Origin of the sequence: Lactobacillus melliventris, from assembly GCF_013346935.1 — a bacterium.
Taxonomy (GTDB): Bacteria; Bacillota; Bacilli; order Lactobacillales; family Lactobacillaceae; genus Lactobacillus.
On the sequence record NZ_JAAEEB010000005.1, the window covers coordinates 90,508 to 112,143 of the forward strand.

Annotated in this window: 17 protein-coding genes; 10 read left to right on the plus strand and 7 right to left on the minus strand. The window is 38.3% G+C overall.

Translation table 11 applies throughout. The features are described from left to right. Position 1: 1 nt before the first annotated feature. The 4 genes from GYV61_RS06180 to GYV61_RS06195 all read right to left on the minus strand — a co-directional run bounded on the left by GYV61_RS06180 (position 2) and on the right by GYV61_RS06195 (position 2,671). Positions 2 to 688, minus strand: coding sequence for a TetR/AcrR family transcriptional regulator (locus GYV61_RS06180; RefSeq protein WP_194240819.1), 687 nt, complete (start codon positions 686 to 688; stop codon positions 2 to 4). Positions 689 to 778: 90 nt separating this feature from the next. Further along, the gene (locus tag GYV61_RS06185; protein WP_174795182.1) at positions 779 to 1,747 is read right to left on the minus strand and encodes an asparaginase; all 969 of its coding nucleotides are present in this window, start codon (positions 1,745 to 1,747) and stop codon (positions 779 to 781) included. A 190-nt stretch (positions 1,748 to 1,937) separates the two neighbouring features. Further along, positions 1,938 to 2,255, minus strand: coding sequence for a carboxymuconolactone decarboxylase family protein (locus tag GYV61_RS06190; protein ID WP_174795183.1), 318 nt, complete (start codon positions 2,253 to 2,255; stop codon positions 1,938 to 1,940). Between the two features lie 2 nt (positions 2,256 to 2,257). Then, positions 2,258 to 2,671: a cupin domain-containing protein gene (locus GYV61_RS06195; RefSeq protein WP_174795184.1), complete on the minus strand. Its 414-nt coding sequence runs from the start codon at positions 2,669 to 2,671 to the stop codon at positions 2,258 to 2,260. Between the two features lie 198 nt (positions 2,672 to 2,869). Between GYV61_RS06195 and GYV61_RS06200 the strand changes: the two genes are divergently transcribed. The 6 genes from GYV61_RS06200 to GYV61_RS06225 all read left to right on the plus strand — a co-directional run bounded on the left by GYV61_RS06200 (position 2,870) and on the right by GYV61_RS06225 (position 12,080). Beyond that, positions 2,870 to 4,672 carry an FAD-binding protein gene (locus GYV61_RS06200; protein WP_174795185.1) on the plus strand — a complete coding sequence of 601 codons (1,803 nt, stop codon included), beginning with the start codon at positions 2,870 to 2,872 and terminating at the stop codon, positions 4,670 to 4,672. A 147-nt stretch (positions 4,673 to 4,819) separates the two neighbouring features. After that, complete coding sequence (locus GYV61_RS06205; protein WP_174795186.1) at positions 4,820 to 5,731, plus strand: LysR family transcriptional regulator; 912 nt, start codon at positions 4,820 to 4,822, stop codon at positions 5,729 to 5,731. 203 nt (positions 5,732 to 5,934) lie between these two features. Then, a complete protein-coding gene (locus GYV61_RS06210) occupies positions 5,935 to 7,419 on the plus strand; it encodes an FAD-dependent oxidoreductase (RefSeq protein ID WP_174795187.1) in 1,485 nt (494 codons plus the stop codon). 30 nt (positions 7,420 to 7,449) lie between these two features. Next, on the plus strand, positions 7,450 to 8,676 hold the full coding sequence (locus GYV61_RS06215; RefSeq protein WP_174795188.1) for an MFS transporter: 1,227 nt from the start codon (positions 7,450 to 7,452) through the stop codon (positions 8,674 to 8,676). Between the two features lie 28 nt (positions 8,677 to 8,704). Beyond that, complete coding sequence (locus GYV61_RS06220) at positions 8,705 to 10,567, plus strand: FAD-dependent oxidoreductase (RefSeq protein ID WP_174795189.1); 1,863 nt, start codon at positions 8,705 to 8,707, stop codon at positions 10,565 to 10,567. A gap of 67 nt (positions 10,568 to 10,634) precedes the next feature. Further along, positions 10,635 to 12,080 (plus strand): vinyl phenol reductase, encoded by a 1,446-nt coding sequence (locus GYV61_RS06225; protein WP_174795190.1) that lies wholly within the window; start codon positions 10,635 to 10,637, stop codon positions 12,078 to 12,080. A gap of 107 nt (positions 12,081 to 12,187) precedes the next feature. Here GYV61_RS06225 and GYV61_RS06230 read toward each other — a convergent pair whose 3' ends face one another. Beyond that, entirely contained in the window at positions 12,188 to 13,024 is an 837-nt protein-coding gene (locus GYV61_RS06230; RefSeq protein ID WP_174795191.1) for a helix-turn-helix domain-containing protein, read from the minus strand. Positions 13,025 to 13,160: 136 nt separating this feature from the next. Here GYV61_RS06230 and GYV61_RS06235 point away from each other — a divergent pair, with 136 nt between their 5' ends. The 3 genes from GYV61_RS06235 to GYV61_RS06245 are packed head-to-tail and all read left to right on the plus strand — an operon-like array spanning position 13,161 to position 18,210. Then, a complete protein-coding gene (locus GYV61_RS06235) occupies positions 13,161 to 14,417 on the plus strand; it encodes a PTS sugar transporter subunit IIC (protein WP_110446591.1) in 1,257 nt (418 codons plus the stop codon). Positions 14,418 to 14,472: 55 nt separating this feature from the next. Beyond that, on the plus strand, positions 14,473 to 16,692 hold the full coding sequence (gene bglX, locus GYV61_RS06240; protein WP_174795192.1) for a beta-glucosidase BglX: 2,220 nt from the start codon (positions 14,473 to 14,475) through the stop codon (positions 16,690 to 16,692). Positions 16,693 to 16,719: 27 nt separating this feature from the next. Then, complete coding sequence (locus GYV61_RS06245; protein ID WP_174795193.1) at positions 16,720 to 18,210, plus strand: glycoside hydrolase family 43 protein; 1,491 nt, start codon at positions 16,720 to 16,722, stop codon at positions 18,208 to 18,210. Between the two features lie 42 nt (positions 18,211 to 18,252). Here the strand turns inward: GYV61_RS06245 and add are convergent, their stop codons facing one another. Continuing rightward, positions 18,253 to 19,272, minus strand: coding sequence for an adenosine deaminase (add, locus tag GYV61_RS06250; RefSeq protein ID WP_174795194.1), 1,020 nt, complete (start codon positions 19,270 to 19,272; stop codon positions 18,253 to 18,255). A gap of 178 nt (positions 19,273 to 19,450) precedes the next feature. After that, a complete protein-coding gene (locus GYV61_RS06255; RefSeq protein ID WP_174795195.1) occupies positions 19,451 to 20,806 on the minus strand; it encodes a threonine/serine exporter family protein in 1,356 nt (451 codons plus the stop codon). 169 nt (positions 20,807 to 20,975) lie between these two features. Here GYV61_RS06255 and GYV61_RS06260 point away from each other — a divergent pair, with 169 nt between their 5' ends. Further along, complete coding sequence (locus tag GYV61_RS06260; RefSeq protein WP_174795196.1) at positions 20,976 to 21,425, plus strand: MarR family winged helix-turn-helix transcriptional regulator; 450 nt, start codon at positions 20,976 to 20,978, stop codon at positions 21,423 to 21,425. Positions 21,426 to 21,636 lie beyond the last annotated feature (211 nt).

Below are 21,636 nucleotides of genomic sequence, written 5' to 3' on the forward strand. Positions count from 1 at the left end.
TTTATTTAGTTCCCTCCAGTTTTTGTTGCAATCCTTGTAAGTAAAACAACATTATTTGATTGGCTTCTTGTTCGAGGTCGATTTGAAAGCCGTTAAAATCAACCGGCAATTGATCGTGGTGAAATTCGTCCAGATTCATCATGTTCATGAGACCGCTAATTATGGCACTCTGAATAATGAAAAGGTGACTGGCCTGTTTAACGCTTAATAGTGTAATTCTTGCAGCAATCGCCTGTCCCAGTTGCTGGTTTATTTCATATAGTTTTTCCCGACCGGCCAAAGTTTGTTCTCTGTCAGCCGCTGCTTCTAAAATTGGCCCCCGTAATGCGTTAAGCCGCAATAAATCGGGCCTTTCACGTATTAACAGGTGATTTTGTTCTAATAAAAAAGCAGTAAAGTCATTCCAAGAAGTGATACTTGCAGCTTTTTGAAAACGCTGGCGTACTTCTTTGAGGTAGTCTTGATAACCAGAAAGCAGCAGATACATAAAGATGTTTTCTTTGGTTTTAAAGTAATTGAATAGTGTGCCTTTGGCTACGCCTGATTCATGTGCAATTTGCGCCATGGATATTTGGTTAAAATCATTTTTTTGAAATAATTTACTGGCTGCAGCCGCAATTAGCTGCTTTTTGGCTTCTTTTTCTCTGGGAGTTAAGACATACATAATGACATTTTGTGCTCCTTTCATTCAATAATGACCAACGGTCATTTTACAAATAATCATTAATTTTTGCAAGCAAAAAACCAGCTACGCCTGCAGCTGGCTTGAACACATATTTTATTTATTAATGTATTTCTTTAATTGTTCACCATGAAGTCCGGCACTTAAACCCACTAAGAGTTTAATTCTGGCCTTTTGGCCATTAAGGCCGCGGCAGAAGATAATACCCATTTTGGCTAAACCGACACCGCCGCCCTCGTAATCATAGACTGGTTCAGCGATACCATTAAAGCAGCGTGAGACTAATACCAGCGGAATATTATTATCAAGCAACTTTTGCAGTGCTGGCAGAGTTTGTGGCGGCATGTTGCCGGCACCTAAAGCTTCAATCACTATTCCTTTAGTTGTCGGTTTATTTAAAGCTTGCAAAATTTCTGGTCCCATTCCAGCGTATGCTTTAACCAAATAGACATTTGAAATTACATGGTCAATTGGCAAATGTTGTTGCGGGTTAATTGTTTGCACATAATTGACGTGGCCTTCTGAAACAACGCCAATTGGACCAAAAGTGGCTGTCCGAAAAGTAGCTACGTTGGTGGTGTGAGTTTTGGTGACATAACGGGCTGGGTGAATTTCATCATTCATGACTACTACAACACCTTTACCAATGGAAGCATCAGAGCTTGCCACCATAATTGCAGTCCTGAAATTGTACAGGCCGTCGCTGCCAATTTCGTTAGAAGAACGCATGGCCCCGGTTACTACTACAGGCATTTTACTGGAGATAGTTAGATCTAAAAATAAGGCTGTCTCTTCCAAAGTATCAGTGCCGTGAGTTACAACTGCGCCAAAAAAGCCTTCTGCTTCAGCTTGGCGGATACGCAAGGAGAGCTGTAACATACGCTCAGGAGTCATATGGGGCGAGGGTAAATTAAAAATTTCTTCTGTAACTAACTGCACGTCATCATCAACGTTTAAAGACAAGTCAGCTAATGGGTTTTGACTGTTGGGCTTAATTTTGCCATTTTCATCTTCTGACATTGAAATGGTGCCACCAGTGTGTAAAATTAAAATTTTTTTGCTCATGATCGTTATACTCCCATAATTTCTTTTAATACCCATCAAGAGTAACATAAATTTTCAGCTGCTGACACCTTTAACGGTCAAAGTTTTTAGACATAAAAAGCGGCTAGATCAAGCAGTGATATGAACCACAAATTTAAGACAAATTTGGCCGTCATATGAGCAAACAGACCAACCGTTTATATTAAAAGTTTTAATCAGTGAAAACCTCTTGCGCCAGACCAAATGCTGACCATGCTTTAGGCCAGCCGCAATAAAAGGCCAGGTGGGTAATCAACTCTACCATTTCGTCTTTGGTAATACCATTCTTTTTTCCTATAATCATATGTGATTTAAGTTGGGGAAAAGCGCCTTGTGCCATTAATGCAGCACAGGTAATCAAACTACGATCGCGTGCAGATAATTTATCTTCTCTTGACCAGACTTCCCCAAATAAAACGTCATCATTTAGTTCCGCAAATTTAGGTGCAAAATCACCTAAATTATCTCTACCAGCTGTTTGTTTTTTCATTTTTAGTCCTCCAGCTTCTCATATTCTTCATCTGTAACAGGTTCCAGCCATTTAGGTGTTCCCGCAGTAATAGCTATATGTGCAAACCAACTGTTCTTGGTAGCTCCGTGCCAATGTTTGACGCTGTCATGAACTACGACGACATCTCCTGGGTGCAGTTTGCGTGCTGGCTTACCTTCTTCTTGATACCAGCCTACACCGGCAGTAGCCAGTAAAATTTGAAAGCCACCGATATGCTGATGCCAGTTGTTGCGACAACCGGGTTCAAAACTGACATTTGAGACGCTGACATTAATATTAGGATCACTGACTAAACTCTGCAGATAGCTTTGACCTTTAAAATATTTTTGATAAGCAGTATTTTTGGCACCTAAAGCAAAAATACCATCTTGCACATCACTTTTATGATCGTCCATTTTTTTAACTCCTTTATATTTGATTTAATAAGATTACTTTAATCCTTAACGTGAACTTTAAGTCAAGTTGTTTTAACAGATGAGTTCAATGAGTTTTATTAATGATAACTATTGTTTTTTGAATAGTATATATTGGAAAAATATAATGTGATAAAATTAATTTGATAAATGAAAGCGATTTATAAAAAGGAGATTTATATGATTTATCATAAAGATTTTGCATGGGATGCAAATTATGATGTTGTTGTTTTAGGATTTGGCGGTGCTGGTGCCACTGCTGCTCGGTTTGCGGCTGATCATGACGCTAAAGTGCTGCTGGTTGATGCAGCTCCTGAAGGGCACGAAGGTGGTAATACCCGGTATTCTGCCCAATTAATTGGTACGGGTAATGACTTTAATGAGTTGAAAAAGTATTATCAGAAACTAACGGCGCCAATGGAACTTGACGAAGAGATGATTGATACTTATGTCGACGGGATGGTACACATTCCTGAATATGTTTCTAAATATTTAGGTGTTAAACCAAATAGTGCTAAGGAATATGCCCCTGACAAAAGTTATGCTTTCAGGGAATTTCCAGAATTTCCAGGTTCAGAGTCCTACGATTTTACCACTGTCACTAAACATTGGTTTGATGCTTCCTTATGGCAGATTTTAAAAGAGCAAGTAGTGAAACGGCAAGACAAAATTGACGTTTTGTACAGCACACCTGCGCAAGAACTAATTCAAGATCCACAAACCAAAAAGATTTACGGTGTAGTGATTAAGCGTGATGGCAAATTGCTCAAAGTTCAGGCTAAAAATGGTGTTGTCATGACTACCGGTGGTTTTGAAAATAATCAAAGAATGATTGAAGACTTTATTGGTGCCAAAAGACTGGCACCTTTAGGCACCCTTTACAACAAAGGTGATGGTCTGAGAATGGCCCTGGAAGCTGGCGCTGATTTTTGGCATTTACATAATTATGAATCTTTAGGTCTGCTTCATGGTATGGCTTTTGCGGTACCAGCAGGACAACGCGGTCGCTTAATGTTAGGGCCTCAAAATGAAGCTGTTTCTAGCGGTAGTTCGTTTGTTATCGGTGATGACGGTACCAGATACTTTAATGAAGCAGAAGAAAACCGCCACGGCCATATCAAGAATCATGGTCAATGGAAAGTGCCGCTAAATCAAGAGCACCCATACTTGATTTTTGATGAAACTAAAAAGCATGAATTAGATAGCGATAAAATTATTGGCGATTACAAACCATACACAGAAAATATTATCAAAGCTGACTCTGTTTCCGAATTAGCCGAGAAAATTGGTGTTGAACCGGCAGTATTGTCTGATACCCTCAATCGTTTCAATAAGGCATGTCAAAAGCAAGATGATCCCGAATTTAGAAGAGAGCCAGCAACTTTACGTGCATTTACTGGTAACACAATTTATGCTGTCAGACTAGAACAAACTATGCTCAATACGCAAGGTGGTCCTAGAAGAAATAAGAATGCCGAAATTTTGGATACCAGAGGTAAAGCGATTCCTAATCTTTATTCTGCAGGTGAACTTGGCGGTATCTGTGCTAACCAATACCAAGGCGGCAATAATTTGGCAGAATGCTTAATTTGGGGCAAGATTGCAGGAGAAAATGCGGCTAAACCAAAAGTTGCTGCAACAACTGATGCAGCAAGTGGTGCTACTATTCCTGAAAAGCACTTGACTTCGGATCTTAAACATGAAACCTATGAAACAGGAGAAAACCAATATATTGGTAAATCAACTAAAGGTATGGGTGATGAAATAGTTGTCCGGGTAACTGTTGATGAACAAAAGAACTTAAAGAATATTGAAGTTTTGAAGCAAGCTGAATCAGATGACTACGGCTTAAAAGCTATCAAGACTTTACCTGCCAAAATGGTTCAGGAAAATACCGTTGATGTTGATGCAGTCAGCGGTGCCTCAAGCTCATCACGCGGTCTCAAAGATGCGGTTAATGATGCGCTAAGTAAGATAAAGTAACAGTTTTTAAAAAGGCCATTTGCGCTAAATGGCCTTTTTGTATACACTAAAACAAATTGGATAAAGTAAAGCCCGTATTTTTATATTAAAAGTTTTTAGTATAATATATACAGAAATTAAATTGAGATTTTTAATGAGGTAATAAAAATGAATTTTACTCAATTACGTTGTTTTATCAAGGCTATAGATAATTCAAGTTTTACTATCGCAGCTGAGCAGCTAAATTTTTCCCAATCAGCAGTTTCTAAAAATATTAAAGATCTTGAAAATACCATCGGGGTAACTTTAATTAATCGCGCGCATCATCGGATTTCATTAACAAACGCCGGCAAATATTTTTATCGTGTGGCCAGAAACGTAGTAGACGATATGGACTACACCGTTGCCTATTTACAGAGTAAGAAGAATGATCCAGAAACCCTTGTGCGGATAGGAGTTTGTGATACACCATTTGAGCAAAAAATCTTACCAATCTTTTTGCGTAAATTGCGGGAATCCGAAAGCAACTTAAATATTCAATTTGTTTTTGTTCTTAATAATTCAATTGGTGAGCTTCTCAATCATCATGTAGACTTATGTGCAATTGCTCGAGAAGATGTTGATATCATTGAAGACATCAATTTTGAACCAATGGTTCGGGGTAAAATAGTCATAGCATGTCCTCAGGGGTCTAAATTAGCTGAAAAAGCTGAGATTAATATTTCTGATTTGGTCGATCAGGATTTATTTTTACTTGATCCAAATAGCTCATTAAATGTGCAATTAAATTTTCAAACTGCCCTAATCAATAAATTGGGGATGGATCATATTAAATTTGTACAAGACTTTTTGGCAATGGATATTTATGTTCGTGGAGGCTGGGGTTACGGTGTCTTACCTAATTTCATTGCAGATTACCAAACAGAGGGAATTAAATATATTCCCATTAATTATCATGAGATTTCGCCTTACGGTATTGCATATATGGAAAGCTTTACCAATGATTCTGTACTTGAAAAAGTGGTAGGCACATTGAAGTCAGCAATAAACGAATATTTATTTGAAAATAAAAATAAGTAATTCACAACAGAAGGTGATTTTTGTAGAGCTTGCAGTCAACTTATAAACGTTGATAGTGCAAGCTTTTTTGCGTTAACTTTCAAAAACATAATATCTGCATTCCATTTTGTAATCTTCAATTCTGAAATGCGTGAAAAGAATCACTTGATTCATAGTATCATGTAAGCGATTGAGAAATTAGTTTTAAAAAGTGAGGGACAAAAATGGAAAATACTTATGATGTAATTATCGCCGGTGCCAGTAATGCTGGTGGTATGGCAGCATGTGCCGCGGCAGAAAAAGGAGCTAAAGTTCTGTTAATTGATAAACAGGGCAGTTCACAATTTCTCTACCGGTCTTTCTTTGCCGCTCTGAATAGTAATGCTCAAAAACGGGCAGGTATTAAGGTTGATAAAGCTAAATTAATGAACTTTTTAACTTTATTTTTCCAAGATAATGTTGATGAGCGTCTACTTTGGACCTGGGCAAATCATGCTGATGAAACAGCGAACTGGCTGGAAGATAACATTCTAAAACCAAATGGCGGCGTCTTGAGACCGCAAAAGGATGCTTACTATGAAACAGTTGTTAACACCGCTTTTAACACTGAACTTGCAATTGCTACACCTGACAATGGTTGGGCTCATTATGGTGATTGGGTGATTGATAAAGTTAAGGAGTTAGGAGTAACTCTTAAATACAATACTAAACTTGAAGAACTTGTCACTGATGATAGCGGTGCGGTAACCGGTGTGATTACCAGCGCTCGTGATAGCGGTGAAAAAACGGAGTATCAGGCTACCAAGGGTGTCATTATTTGTACAGGTGGCTATGGTGGCAACGTTGAATTAATGAAGAAGTGGGATCCGCTTGGCTACAAGAAGAACGTTTATTCTGATGGTCCGCGTGATGATGGTTCCGGTATTCTGGCAGGACTGAAAGTGGGAGCAGCTCGCGATGAAGAACCAGCAGAAATTATTTTTGATCGTGGTGCTGTTCCTGTTGGTACCAACGCTGAAGAACATTATCAAATTGACTTTAAAGGTCCCGGCTATTTCTGGATGGGCGCCTATCCTATGCTTAAAGTTAACCTGAACGGTGAACGTTTTGGCAACGAGAGTGTGCCTTATCAATTTGATATTAATGCAATGGCTAAACAACCGGGATACCTCGAAGCACAAATTTGGTCAGAAGATACCATGGATCACTTGGCCCAGTTCAAAACTCAAGGCTGCTCACGTTTAGGCTGGCCTGGTATTTACAATACTGAAGAAAATAAGGCTGAGATTCAACGCAGAATTGATGATGGTATGGTTCAAAAAGCCGATACCATTGAAGAATTGGCCGAAAAACTGAACTTACCAAAAGATAACTTGGTTAATAGTGTTGAACGCTACAACGAGATGTGTGCCAAGGGCATCGATACTGATTTTGGTAAAGAAAAATTCAGATTATTCCCAGTAGATAAAGCGCCATACTATGGTGTTATTATGGGTGGCCGCCTGCTAGCAACACTAGATGGCTTGCGTATTAATACCAAGATGGAAGTAATTGATAAGATGGGTAAGCCAATTCCTCATTTATATGCGGCTGGTAATGCCAGTGGTGGTTTCTTCTGGGGCAGTTACCCAGACCGTGTTCCAGGTCTTACTTGCAGCCATGCTCAAACATTCGGCCGTTTAGCTGGACAATACGCCGCTGAAAATTAATTTTAATCACAAAAGGAGTTTTAATTTATTATGGATGAAAAACAGTTACCTAAGCTTTCTAGTTATAGATGGGTAATTTTAGCGATTGTAGCTTTGCTTGATGCAACGAGTAATTACATTCAATTTCAAATTTCAACATTAGCTGTTCAAATTATTCCGGCTTTGCATCTGTCAACAGCACAGTTTCAAAGTTTGGCAATGGCACCAATGTTGGTCGCAGTTTTCTTAAGTATTCCTGCTGGTTCACTTGCAGATAAATTCGGTGCTAAGAAAATTGTTTCAGTAGGACTTATTATTTCTTTGTTCGGTGCATATGGCCGTATAATTGCCACCAATTTTGTCACCATGATGATCATGTTGTTATTGTTTGGCGTGTATATGGCACTTTTAAATGCGAATACTATCAAGATTTTTGGTATTTGGTTTAAGCAGGATACTAATTTAGCTATGGGTGTGTTCTTCGCTTCGGCTAGTGTAGGTATTATCTTAACTCGTATTACCAGTCCTCTGTTTCCAAGCGTAAAGGCAGCCTTTACATTTTCAGCAAGCTTATTATTAGTTCTGACAGTTTGCTGGCTGCTTTTCATAAAAGATGCCCCTAAGGGTGAAGAAATTCCCCAACCGCAAGTTAAGCAAGGAAAAGCTGAATCATCCCTTGATTTCTTTAAAGAAGCTGCACACAGTAAAAAGACTTGGATTGTCGCTATCAGTGTTGGTGTCGGAATGGGAGCAAGTGAAGCTTTCTCTAATATTATGCCACCAGCTTTTGCCACAAGAGGAATGTCTACCATTCAAGGAAATAATATCGCTGCTATAGCTACCATTGGTAGTCTTTGTGGTTCATTATTTGGTCCTGCACTAATTGGCAAGGCTAAAAAAGCTAAACCAATTATGATTACCGTAACCCTGATTGCCGGTCTGTTAATTGCACTTACTTGGTTCATTCCACTAGGATTGCCACTGACCATTTCTTTAGTACTTGGTGGATTATTCGGTGCGATGACCGGTCCTTTGATGCAGGCAATGCCAATCACATTCCCTGAAATTGGGCCAAAATATGCAGGTTCAGCAGGTGGTTTGATCGGTACTGTTTCGTTACTGTTTTCATATTGTATCCCAGTTATTATCTCAATGATTGCTGGACGTAACTTTATGTTGACTTTTATCATTCAGGGTATTGTTTTAATGATGACAGCAATTTTTATCGGTATTTTACCTGATGCTAATGCTGCTAAAAATGCTCCGCGTGGTAAATAATTGATTTGATTTTGAAAGGAATTTTGTAATGACCAAAAAAATAACTGCAAATCCGGGCAAATACACTGGCTCGGGTCAAGGTAAAGAAAGTCAAATTAACCTTGAAGTTGAGGTTGACACAGATAAAATCGTTAATGTTAAACCATTGGATAAATATGCGCCAGACAGTTTGGCTGACAATGCATTTAAGAAGATGGCCCAAAAGATTGTTGACCAGCAATCAGTTGATGTTGATGTTGTTTCTGGAGCTTCCGAAACTTCTCGCGGTATTATTGCGGGTGTAAAAGAAGCCCTTGATAAAGCCGGTGTTGACTACGATGCTCTTAAAGAAAATGGTGGTCAAAATACCGGTAAGAAAGAAGAAACTATTGACGTTGACGTCGCCATAGTTGGTGCCGGTGGTGCTGGCGTGGCAGCTGCTTTAGCTGCGCGGCAACATGGCGCTAGCGTTGCCTTATTTGAAAAAACTATTTCTCCACTTGGTGCAAGTACGTTTGCCGGAGGAATGTTTGCAGGAGACAGTCAACAACAAAAAGACCAAGATGCAGTCGTTTCCAAGAAGTGGCTTTATGACGAATACATGGACGCTTCTCAAGGCTACATGAATTCAATTCTTGTGCGCCGCATTATCGATGAATCAGGTAAGACCGTTGATTGGTTAAATGAAAACGGCGCAATCATGAAATTGGTTGATGCTGGTACTGGCGGCAGTTACGATCACATTGGTATGCCGGCTACCCTTCATGGCTATCAAGAAGGCGGCACTAAGGCAGTAACTAAATTGATTGAAAAATTCAAGTCAATTGGCGGCAAGATGTACTTTGGCTTTGCTGGCAAAAAACTGCTGCAAGATGATGGCAAAGTTGTTGGTTTAATTGCTGAAAGCGACGAAGAAACTCTTCACGTTAATGCTAAGAAAGTTGTTATTGCTACAGGTGGCTTTGGTGGTAACCCTGAAATGCGCAAGGAATACTTGGGTGATGTCAGCACGCAAGGACAAGTTTTGCAAAATACCGGTGACGGCTTGAACATGGCTTGGGATGCAGGAACCGCTCATCATATCAACGGCTCAACTCATTACTTCTGGCAAACATTTAGCAATAAAGATATCGGTGAAATGGTTAAACTTGTCGGCCCCAACTGGATGCCTCTTAATGCGCTAGCTGACTTTCCAAACTTGCGTGTTAATAATCGTGGTCAGCGTTATGCCAGCGAAACCCATGCATTAGACTTTGCTGTTCATGGAGCTGAATTGTCAGAACAACCACAACAAACTGAATTCGTTGTCTTTGATCAGGCAATGCTCGATAAGATCAAAGAAGGTGGGACAGTTGCAATTGAAGATCACTATGGCAAGTGGAAGAACCATCGCCAGTTCTACATGGAATTTAATTATCCAACAGATACTGAAGAAAATATTAAGCATGAACATGAAAAGACAGACTTTACTGCACTGTTAAATAAGCTGGCTGCAACTAACGTTGTATTTATTGGTAATACAATTACTGAATTAGCTGAAAAAATGGGTGTTAACAAAGAAAATCTGCAAAAAGCGGTTGAGCAATACAATGACGCTAAGAAGAAGGGTGAAGATGACTTGTTCTTCTCTGATACCAAGAGAATGATTCCGGTTGAAAACGGACCATTTTACGCTGTGAAATTTATTGCCCGTAACCTTGGAACTCTTGGCGGTGCCACAATTGATGAAAAAATGCATGCTTTAACTGCAAAAGGCGAACCTGTGCCTAACCTTTACGTAGCTGGTGCCGATGCATCTGGAATGTATGGCAAGGCTTATGTTGACTTTGAAGGTGGTACTTTAGGCTTTGCTTATATCTCTGGTAGATTAGCCGGAATTGATGCGGCGGAAACTGCTAAAGCCGGTAAATAGTTTTATATAATCAGGTATAAATTTTAAAAACTGGTTTGTACTTAATTTTTTATTTGAGGAGGAGAATATGACACAAGAAAAATATGATGTAGTAATTGTTGGCGCTGGTCTTGCTGGCTTTGCTGCCGCAGATGAAGCTGTTGACAATAATTTGCAAACTTTGCTGGTTGAAAAAGGTAAAACAACTGGTGGCACTGGCAATTATGTTGAAGGTGTTTTTGCTGCTGATTCAGAACTGCAAAAAAAGGATAACGCGGTTCTGAACAAGGAAGATTTGCTTAAAGAAGAACTGACTTATTCGCATTACAAGGCAGACGGCAAAATGTGGCAAAAATATATCGACAATGCCGGTAAAAATGTTTCTTGGCTTGAAGACCATGGTGCCGTAATTGGTATGGTAGCAAACCTGGGTTCCGGTGCCCGGACCTGGCATTTATTTAAAGGCAGGGGTCATGATGCTATTCATAATGGCTTAGAGCCATACGCTAAGAAAAAGGGCATCACGATTCTTACTTTAACTAGGGTAACTGACTTAAAACAAAATGCTGACCACACTTATGATGTTACTCTGACTAATGTAGTAGAAAAAACTACTCAAGTTGTTACTGCTAAAAACGTGGTTTTGGCTACAGGTGGTTATCTGAACGACCAAAAATTATTAGAAAGTACGCCTCATCAAAATCCTGATAACATTATTCCAGTTAACTCTGGTAAAAATACGGGAGACGGTTTGAGATTGGCCTGGAAGCTGGGCGCTAAAAAATACTTTACCGGAATGGCAATGATGTTTGGCGGCCAACTAAAAGATAAGACTGTCCCATCTTTCAAGTTATGGGGGACAGCTATCTGGAGTTCAGTTTGTGACCAGCCGCAAATGTGGGTTAATGAATTAGGCGAGCGTTTTGTCGATGAAAGTGCAGCAGTTGTAAACTGGGCTAACGAAGGTAACGCAATGAACCGCCAAGATCGGGTATTCTGCATCTTTAGTCAAAAGATTTTGGATGACTTTACTGATAAATCTTACCCAAGGTCAATGAAGCCATTTGTTCCAGAAGACAGGTACCCAACTTTGCGTGATGACATTGCCAAGGCTGAAAAAGAAGGTCACCAGTACTTGCACAAAGCTGCAACGCTGGAGGAACTAGCTCAAGAAATTGCTACTCCTAACTTAGTTGCTTACGTCAAACACTACAATGAGATGGCGGCAAACGGTGAAGATACCGATTTTCATAAACCGGCCAAATATTTGTTGCCAGTTGATGGCAAGGGTCCATTTTACGCCATTGAATTAGGTGTTGGTGCCTATACTACTGGTGACGGCCTTCGTGTTAATATCAATAATGAAGTACTTGATACTAAAGGCAGACCTATTGCAGGCTTATATGCTATTGGTGGTGACGGTTCTGCTGTTCTGTATGGTGATACTTATGGTGTTAATGTTCCTGGTACACATGCAGGTTATTGTATCTTTTCAGGTCGTAATGCAATCAAAGCAATTGCGGCTAAGGAATAAAAAAGCCAAAAATAATTCCTAAAAATAAAAAAATAATACCCCCAAGTTAAAAGACTAACTTCAGTTTTGAATAAGTTAGTCTTTTTTTGGTTAAATGAAAAAATATGTTACTTATTTTGCTTTTTAAATTGACTAGGTGATATTTGGTAGACGGAATAAAAAGCATTATATAAATTACGATATGTCATAAAGCCTGTTAATTCAGAGATTTCTAACCAAGACTTGGAGGAAGAGTTCATCAAATCAATTGCCTTGTTAATTCTGACTAATCTTAAAAGGTCGGAAAAGGAAGTACCTAAATTTTTCTTTATTAGCCTTGAAGTATAACCATTTGAATAGCAAAAGTGTTGCGCAATATCATTGATTCGTAACTCATGCTGGTAGTTCTTTAATATAAATTTAGTAAGCTCTTCTATAAAGTTGATGTTACTCTCTTCTTCGATTGTTTTACTTTCTTGAGCATAGTATTCAGTCAGAATGCGAATGACGTTTATCACCTCTGTCATAATTTTGAGGTTAGTAACTAAGTTGCTTTTTTTATTTTGTAAACTAATAATGCTGGCAAATGTTGCAATTAGTTCTTGGTCATTCTCTGACTTTTCAATGCATGAATTAGCGTTAAAAACATATTCATGTAAAAATTCTTTATTAGTTATCTCGCTTAAAAAAGGCAGTGGTAATTGAATACATAATACCCAGTTTTGTTGTGGGCTTTTTGTTGAGTGAATTTGATAGGGATTAATTACCACAAAATCATTTTTGCCCAACAAGTAGCTTTGATTTTTTAATTTTACTTCGAGTTTACCCTGAGCACAGTACAGTATTTCAGTACTTTGGTGCCAATGTAAAGGAATTACCCTATTCAAATTATGAGCGTGAAAATTAAATATTTTAAAAGGCAACTTTTTAGAATTGCTGATTTTTTCATGTTGGATATAGGACATTGTTATCATCTCGCATAATGTTATAATGGAAGGTCATTATTTTACAGCTTTTTCCTCTGGAAAATGTATTTTAACACATCTGAAATCGCTTTACCATAATTAATGAAATAACGGGAGCAAAAAGGAGGAGTTTTTTATGAAAGAAAAGATGACAAAGTTTTTTCAAAGAATGCAACCGTGGTTTGACAGGGTAGGAAATAATAAATACCTGCAAGCAGTTATGGGCGCAATGATGGCTACCTTAGGGCCGATGATCATCGGGTCTTTTGCGACTTTGATTGCCGTTTATGCCAGCAAGTGGAAAATGTTGCAGTTGGCAAAAATTATGGGTTTTGTCAATTCAGTAACTATTGGTGCTATTGCTTTATATGTTGCGTTTCTGATGGCTAAACACATTGCGGAGATGTTTCTCAAAGATGATGACGGCACCAGCGCAGGTATAATTTCGTTAATGTCATTTTTGATCATTACACCACTTGGAAATATCAAAAATGTTGCAGCAATTCCAGTTACCTGGATTGGCGCAGATGGTCTTTTTTCAGCAATCATAGTTGGTATTGTTGTGGGTAGATCATATGTTTACATGAAGCAGCACAAATGGACTATTAAAATGCCGGCTGGGGTTCCGCCAATGGTATCTGATACTTTTGCCGCTTTAATCCCTACTTTATTATTAGGTGTATTCTTTGCAATTGTTGCCTTAGGCTTTAGTGTGACTCCATTTGGCAGTTTTCATCAACTAATTTTTACTATTATTCAAGCACCTTTACAGCATATTGGTGGTTCATTCTGGGCTATGGTTCTAATTTGTTTAATTGAACAATTAGTCTGGTTCTTTGGTATTCACGGTACAAATGTAATTACACCAATTGTTGTTCCTATCTGGATGGCACTTGATATGCAAAACTTAACAGCATACAAAGCCGGTCGTCCTGTTCCTAACATTTATGGCTATGCCTTCTTTAATTTTTACACTTGGGGAGGAACAGCTTTAGGTCTAGTTTTACTAATGCTTTTTATTGCTAAGAGTCAGAGATATAAGACTTTGGGTAAAATTTCAATTGTGCCTGCCTTATTTGGAATTACTGAGCCTGTAATTTTTGGTACTCCATTAGTTCTTAATTTTGATTTCTTTGTGCCGTTTGTGACAAATAATGCTATTGTGGTCATGATAGCTGGCTTATTAACCAAAGTAGGCATAGTTGCCAGATGTACGGGTGCTCAGGCAGTATTTGGATTGCCACTGGGCGTGCACGCATTATTAGGGGGACATATTTCAATTGTTATTTTGGTTCTACTGATTCAGTTAGTAATTTCGCCTATTCTATGGTACCCGTGGTTTAGAAGAGCCGATAAGAAAGCCTTAGCACAAGAACAAAATGCAGCTAAATAGACTATATAATAGAAGAGGTTGCAATCAACCTCTTTTTCATTAGAAGGTATATATTATGGAAGAAAAACAATTAAAACTGTTGCTGAAGGAAATGAGCCTTGACGAAAAAATTGGGCAGTTAATTCAATTATCAGGGGAATTTTTTCAAGCAAACGATATTTCATACGGTCCAAGAGATAAATTAGGTATTTCACAGGAAATGGTCGACTTAACCGGCTCGGTGCTCAACGTTGCGGGAGCTGAGGCTACTCGAAAAGTACAGGACCAACAGATGGCCAGACAGCCGCATCATATTCCTGTCATGTTTATGTCTGATGTAATTTATGGTTATAAAACAATTTATCCAATTCCCTTAGGCTTAGGTGCAACTTGGAACCCAGAAATTATAAAGAAGGCTTTTGCTACAGCGGCCGATGAAGCTTCAGCTGCTGGTATTCAAGTTGCTTATGCTCCTATGCTTGATACCGTGCATGATGCCAGATGGGGCAGGGTCTTAGAATCTCCCGGTGAGGATCCATACCTAAATTCTAAATATGCTGAAGCAATGGTTGAAGGTTTTCAGGAAAAAATAGAGGACAATAAAGGAGTAGCAGCCTGCTTTAAGCACTTTGCCGGTTATGGTGGAGTTGAGTCTGGCAGAGAATATAATACCGTTGATATGTCAATTAGCAACCTTTATCAGAATTATTTGCCTGCTTATAAAGCAGCAGTAAAAGCTGGTGCTAAATTAGCAATGACTTCTTTGGCAGCTTTAAATGGCGTTCCGTCAACTGCAGATAAGAGATTGTTAGATAATTTGCTCAGAAAAGCTTGGGGCTTTAAGGGCATCATTATCTCCGATTATGCTTCAATTTATGAACTGGTTAAACATGGATTTGCTGCAAATACAGTTGATGCATCCTATAAAGCTTTGAATGCTACTGTCGACATAGATATGAAATCGCCGTGTTATGCTAACGGTTTAAAGCAGCTGGTAACTAATGGTCAATTAGACGAAAAGAAAATTGATGCAGCCGTTTGGCGCGTTTTATCATTGAAAAATGACTTTGGTTTGTTCGAAGATCCTTATCGGGGAACATCGCTTGCTAGAGAAAAGGCCAGTGTTTTATCCGAAGATAAACGGAATCTGGCCAGAAAAATTGCTACAGAAGCCGTGGTACTGCTCCAAAATAAAAATAACGTTTTACCACTTAACAAAAATGAGAAATTTGCGTTGATAGGACCATACAGTACCGAACATTCTTTGCTAGGAATGTGGGCTGTACATGGTGAACCTAAAGACAGCGTTTCAATTTATGAGGGATTGAAACGCTATGTGCCCGATATTAAAACCGCTAAAGGAACAGATATTAATCGCAGTCGTCAGATGCTGAAAGAAATGGGTTTTCCCTCTGATGAAGCAATTTCTCAGGTCATTTCAACTGAAGAGGAAGAAAAGAATAATAACAAATCGGCACTTCAAGCAGCCCAAGAATCAGATGTTGTGATCTTGGCAATGGGAGAAAGTACTCTTGAAGCCGGAGAAGCGGGTTCAAAGACGAATCTTTCTTTGCCAGCTAATCAGTTAGATTTGATCAATAAAATTTCTGCTTTGGGTAAAAAAGTAGTTCTCTTAATTATTAGTGGCCGCCCACTAGTGTTAACGAACGTTAAAGACAAAGTTGACAGTATACTTGAGTGCTGGTTCCCCGGAACCGAAGGTGGAGCAGCAATTGCTGATATTTTATTCGGCAAAGCCAATCCTTCTGGAAGGCTGACAATGTCGTTTCCATACAGTTCAGGACAAGAACCGCTTTATTACAATCACTTGTCAACTGGCCGTCCTGTTCATGATTCGCAACATGTTGGCCGCTTTTTATCAAAATATTTGGATGCTCCTGCTGAACCTCTATATCCATTTGGCTATGGCCTATCTTATGGTCATATCAGTTATGAAAAGATGACGTTAGATAAAAAAGAACTGCATCATGATGAACAAATTGTAGCTAAAGTAGTGCTTAAAAATGATAGTGACTGGAATTGTGAGGAAACAGTTCAGCTTTATATGCACGACAAAGTAGCCACGATTGTGCAGCCGGTAAAGAGGCTAATTGATTTTAAGAGGGTCGAGATCAAGGCACATACAGAAAAAACAGTCAGCTTTAATATTAGTCCTAAGCAATTGACTTTCTTTGATAATACAGGTGAAAAAATTTTAGAAAACGGAGAATTTTCTCTATATATCGGTAGTAATTCACGGGACTGTTTGGCACAGGGTTTTACCTTAGTTGATTAGTAAAAAGTTAATTAAGAAAGAATAACTATGAAATATCAAAATCCAGTTTTAAGAGGTTTTCATCCTGACCCCAGTATTTGTAAAGTTGGCGATACCTACTATTTAGTTACCTCAACATTTGAGTTTCTACCCGGATTACCGGTCTATCAAAGCAAGGATTTGCTAAATTGGCGCTTGGTAAGTCACGTGATAGATAAAAGCACTGCAAAATATTATCCGTATAGTAATCTTAAAAATTCTCTTGGCGCTTTTGCCCCTACTATTCGTTTTCATGATGGTATTTTTTATATTGTTTGTGCTTTTGTACCCAGAGGCACTTTTATTGTCAAAACCAGAACTCCCACTCAAGGCTGGTCGCAGCCTATTTGGCTAAAAGAAGGAGTCGGCATTGATCCTTCCTTAATCTTTTTGAATGATAAATGTTATCTGCAAATGACAGAAGCTGGTAAAATAATGCAATTTTTGCTAGATCCGGATACTGGAAAAATATTAAGTGAGGAAAAAATAATTAGTTATGGCACTGGGGGTCGTGATCCTGAAGGCCCTCATATCTATTATCAATATGGTAAATTTTGGCTCCTGTTAGCAGAAGGAGGAACTCGTTCAGGCCATATGGTAACTATGCAAGTTGCTGATAACATTAATGGGCCTTACCATAGTGTAAAAAATAATCCCATTTTGACAAACCGTAATTATAAAAATGAGCTTCAATGCGTTGGTCATGCGGATATAGTTCAAATAGATGAAGAAAGATTCTGTCTGGTTGCACTTGCGACCAGACAGCCGCCCCATATTCATCGTACCTTACTAGGACGTGAGACAATTTTATTGCCTGTCAATTGGGATGCCAACAAAATTGAAGTTAATAAAAATGAAAAAATGGGCAAGGCAACAGTTAATGTGGCCACGCCATTAAAAACTAATTTGCAGTCGCATAGTGAGGAAAACTTTAGTGCAGATAATTTGCTTTCTGTGGCGGGATTACCTGATTACCAGCTTGTAAGAAACAAATTAACATTAAAGGCCAATATGCTGCCTCTTAAAATGTCTCAGGTGAGCCGACTTGTACCTTCTTTTATTGGTTTTGCGCAAACTGAATTTAACGGTGAATTCTCTTTTTGCTTAAAGGCTGAAGAGCTGAGAGCGAGTTTAGCCGGATTAACTGTGTATAAAGATGACACACATTATTTTGCAGTTTTGTATAATGCTGAGCAAAATACAATTCAAATAGGCAAACGAGATAGCGACCTGAAAATTGAGCAGAAGCTAAAGGTAAAACTAAAAGGCAAAATAATCAGATTTATTTTAAAAATGAGGCAAGAAAATTATTGTGTGATTTTAAAGGATAATGAAACTGAAATTGCTAAAACCAGTATGCTAACCAGACATTTTACTAATGAAGTTAGTGATTCTCCTTTTACAGGTGTAGTAATCGGTTTAAGAGCAATTGGTCAAACTGACGTTAAATTTAATTCAATTAATTTAAGGTATGAAAATCGTAGTAGCAAAAAAAGGTAGAAAAAACTCTACCTTTTTTTGTGTGATATTTACAGTCGAAACTTAATTAAATTGTGCTACAAATTGGTCTACTTCAGCTAAATATAATTGCTTTTGGCGCTGACTGATCCAAGAGGTCTCAAAAGAATTTTTAGCAAGTTGCACAATTTGATCTTGTGACAGATCAAATTTTTGTGCTAAAGCATAATAATTATCACTGATGTAGCCTTTGAAGTAAGCAGGGTCATCTGAATTAATGGAAACTTTTACTCCTGCATTCAAAAGATCGATTACTTCTTTACCCTTCATTTCCGGTGAAACAAAGCTGTTAGATAACGGACAAGAAGTTAAGCCAATCTGTCTTTTGGCGGCTAGTTCAACCAGGTCTGGGTCTTCCACAATGTTGGTGCCATGATCAAGCCGTTCAACTTCCATAATTTCTAAAGCCTGACGAATATGTTCAATTGAATCTTTTTGATCAATGTCGCAGTGAGTAGTGATGTGCAGTCCAGCCGCAGCTGCGTCTTCAAACTGGCGGGCAAATTTTAGTGGCGGATTGTTATGCTCATCAGAGTCAAGTCCAATGCCAATTATCTTATCACGGTACTTGAGACCTTCCTGCAGGGTCTTTCTAGCAGATTCTTTAGAAAAATCACGTAAAAAGCACATGATTAGGTGAGCGTCAACGTTTAATGCCCGTGCATCAACAGTAGCTCGATAAAGACCATTGAGTACAACTTCGAAGGGGATACCGCGGCTAGTATGAGCTTGGGGGTCAAAAAATAGTTCTACATGCCGAACATTGTTGGCGGCAGCTTTAGTTAAATAAGACCAGGCCAAGTCGTAAAAATCTTCTTCAGTTTGTAGAACATTCATGGCTGGATAATAGACGGCTAGAAATGATGCTAAATCATGGTAATTATAAGTCTTTTGGACATCTTCAATTGTAGTTTGTCCTATATCCACATGATTACGTTTGGCTAACTTTAACTTCAATTCCGGTTCTAATGTTCCTTCGATATGCAAATGCAATTCGGCTTTAGGCAAGCCCCGGGTAAATTCTGGTGTAACGACTGAACTCATGTAATCCTCCTTAGACAATGTTCTTAATTTTTGCTTTTTATTTTAGTTTAGCACAATTTTTATAATAAAAATAGAGTAAAAAACGAACAAATTAAGTAATATTAGCATATATGTTCCTAATAAAATACCTAACTAAAAATCTAGTCAGGTAAAATAATTAAAAATTTAGTTAAGTATTTTAGTCGCAATGGCGCCATTTTGCATCTGTTAAAATGCGGGCGGTAAGTAAACCGATTGGCAGGGCAGTAATAATCATCAAAGCATCCATAATCCAATAAGCACCGACATTAATGTTAGTAATGCCAAAATTGAAGACAGCGCGATACATGTATAAGCCGGGAACCATGATAACAATTGCGGGAACAGTGATCGCAATACGGGGAAAACCAACTTTATCGCGGACAAAACTGGCAATTAGTCCTGCTAATAATGCTCCGGTGAATGCTGCTAGAGCGGCTGGAACATGGTTAAATTCAACTAGACTTAAACGCAGGGTATTTGCCAGAGCACCAATCACGGCAGCAACTGTTGCCATTGATAATTTAGCATTAAACATAATTGAAAAGCCAAAAACGCCACAAAAACTGGCAATTATTCTAAGCACTGTCAGTAAAGCCGGATTAAGATTTAGTTTTGGCATAGCACCCGGTGATAAGTTGAGCATGGTAGCCGTACCCCAGCCTACCATGGCAGCAATCATAACGACTAAGATAGCATAGGCCAGTCTTTCAAGGCCTGAACGCATATCAAGTTTTGACATATCAAGACCAGAAGTGATAAAAGGAAAACCGGGAATGACGTAGAGCATTGAGCCGATATAACCATAAGCATGATTACTACTCCAACCCCAAATTATTGTTCCTAATTTAAAACAAAGGAAATACACCGCGCAGGAAACCGCCACACCGACAGCTATTTTGGCAACAAGTGTAATTTTCTTTTTACCCATTAGTTGACGTAAATAGTTACCAACCAAAGCGCCTAAAAATGTACAAAACATTTCTGGCAAGCCACCACCAAGTAAAAAAATAAAACTAGCACACGCCAGGCCGGCGCTCAAAGCGGAAATGATTAAAGGATAATTTTGAGTATGGCGCTCAATTTGATTCAATTTATGGTGAACTGCTCCAATTGTCCAATAATCATTTTCAGTTTCAAATTTGCGGACAAAATCTTCCATTTCATTTAACTTATTCATATTGACTTCTGTAGCTGGCAAAGAAAGTGTCTGCGAGTATGACTTGTTATCAACATCAAAGCAGGTATAGCTAATAGTTACTAAGCCAATGTCTGCTGAACAAGTGATTTTGAGTGCCCGTGCAATGGTATTCATCGAATCGCGCACACGCCAGGCTCCAGTGCCACATTGCAGCAGCATTATACCGATTCTGCCGACTAAAGATCCTTTTTCTACCAGAGTAATATCCTTGACTAAAGTATCATCAGAGCTTTTAAAAAACTGTTTCCAGTGAATTTTCATGTGATGCTTACTAGAAATCTTGGGATATGATGCTGGAGCTTGTTCGTCTTTCATAACTGCTTTTTGACCTTTCTGTTATTAGTATAGTGTTTTAATTTTACCACACTCGTGGTTGGACCAATTTTATAGAATTGAGTTTTAAAAAGATGTTAATTACAAAAAAAGTGTAGTATACTACAGTATGATAAAATATTAGTATGAGATTTACTTCTAAGGAAATTATATGACAGCTTTTTTGAACCGAATTGGTCCCAAAATTAAAATTGCGAATACTTTGATTGAAAAGGAATTAAACAAGCAGTTTGCAGAAATATTTAGAGATTATTCTTTAACAGGTGCCCAAATTTCTCTGATGATTTATTTATATGAATCAAAAGCACGGCAAATTACCCAAAAAGAAGTGGCAGATGCATTTGTGCTAAGTCATCCTACAATTCGAGGAATAGTTAAACGCTTAGAAGCAAATAAATTAATTGCTACTTCGCGTTTAGAAAATGATCAAAGGCAAATTGTGTTAGAACTTTCAAATGAAGGCTTTAATTTAATTGACAAAAATATTTTTAAGATCCGGACAATTATGACAAACATTAATAAGCGCATTACTAAGGACTTGTCAAAGCAAGAAATTTCAGAACTTGAACAAGTCTTAAATAAAATTTCTGCAAATTTCTAATTATTATTAGCAAAAATGTAGCATGCTACATTAAAGAAGGGACTAAAATGATCAAAAATATTTCTAATAAAAAAAGAGCTTTAATGATATGACCCCCAAATTTAGGACAAATTTGGGGGTCATTTTTATGTCTAAATTATCTAAACAAGATAAAATTGAAATCTATCATCTTTGGCATGATTATCAAATCAGCCCTGCTAAGCTAAGTCAG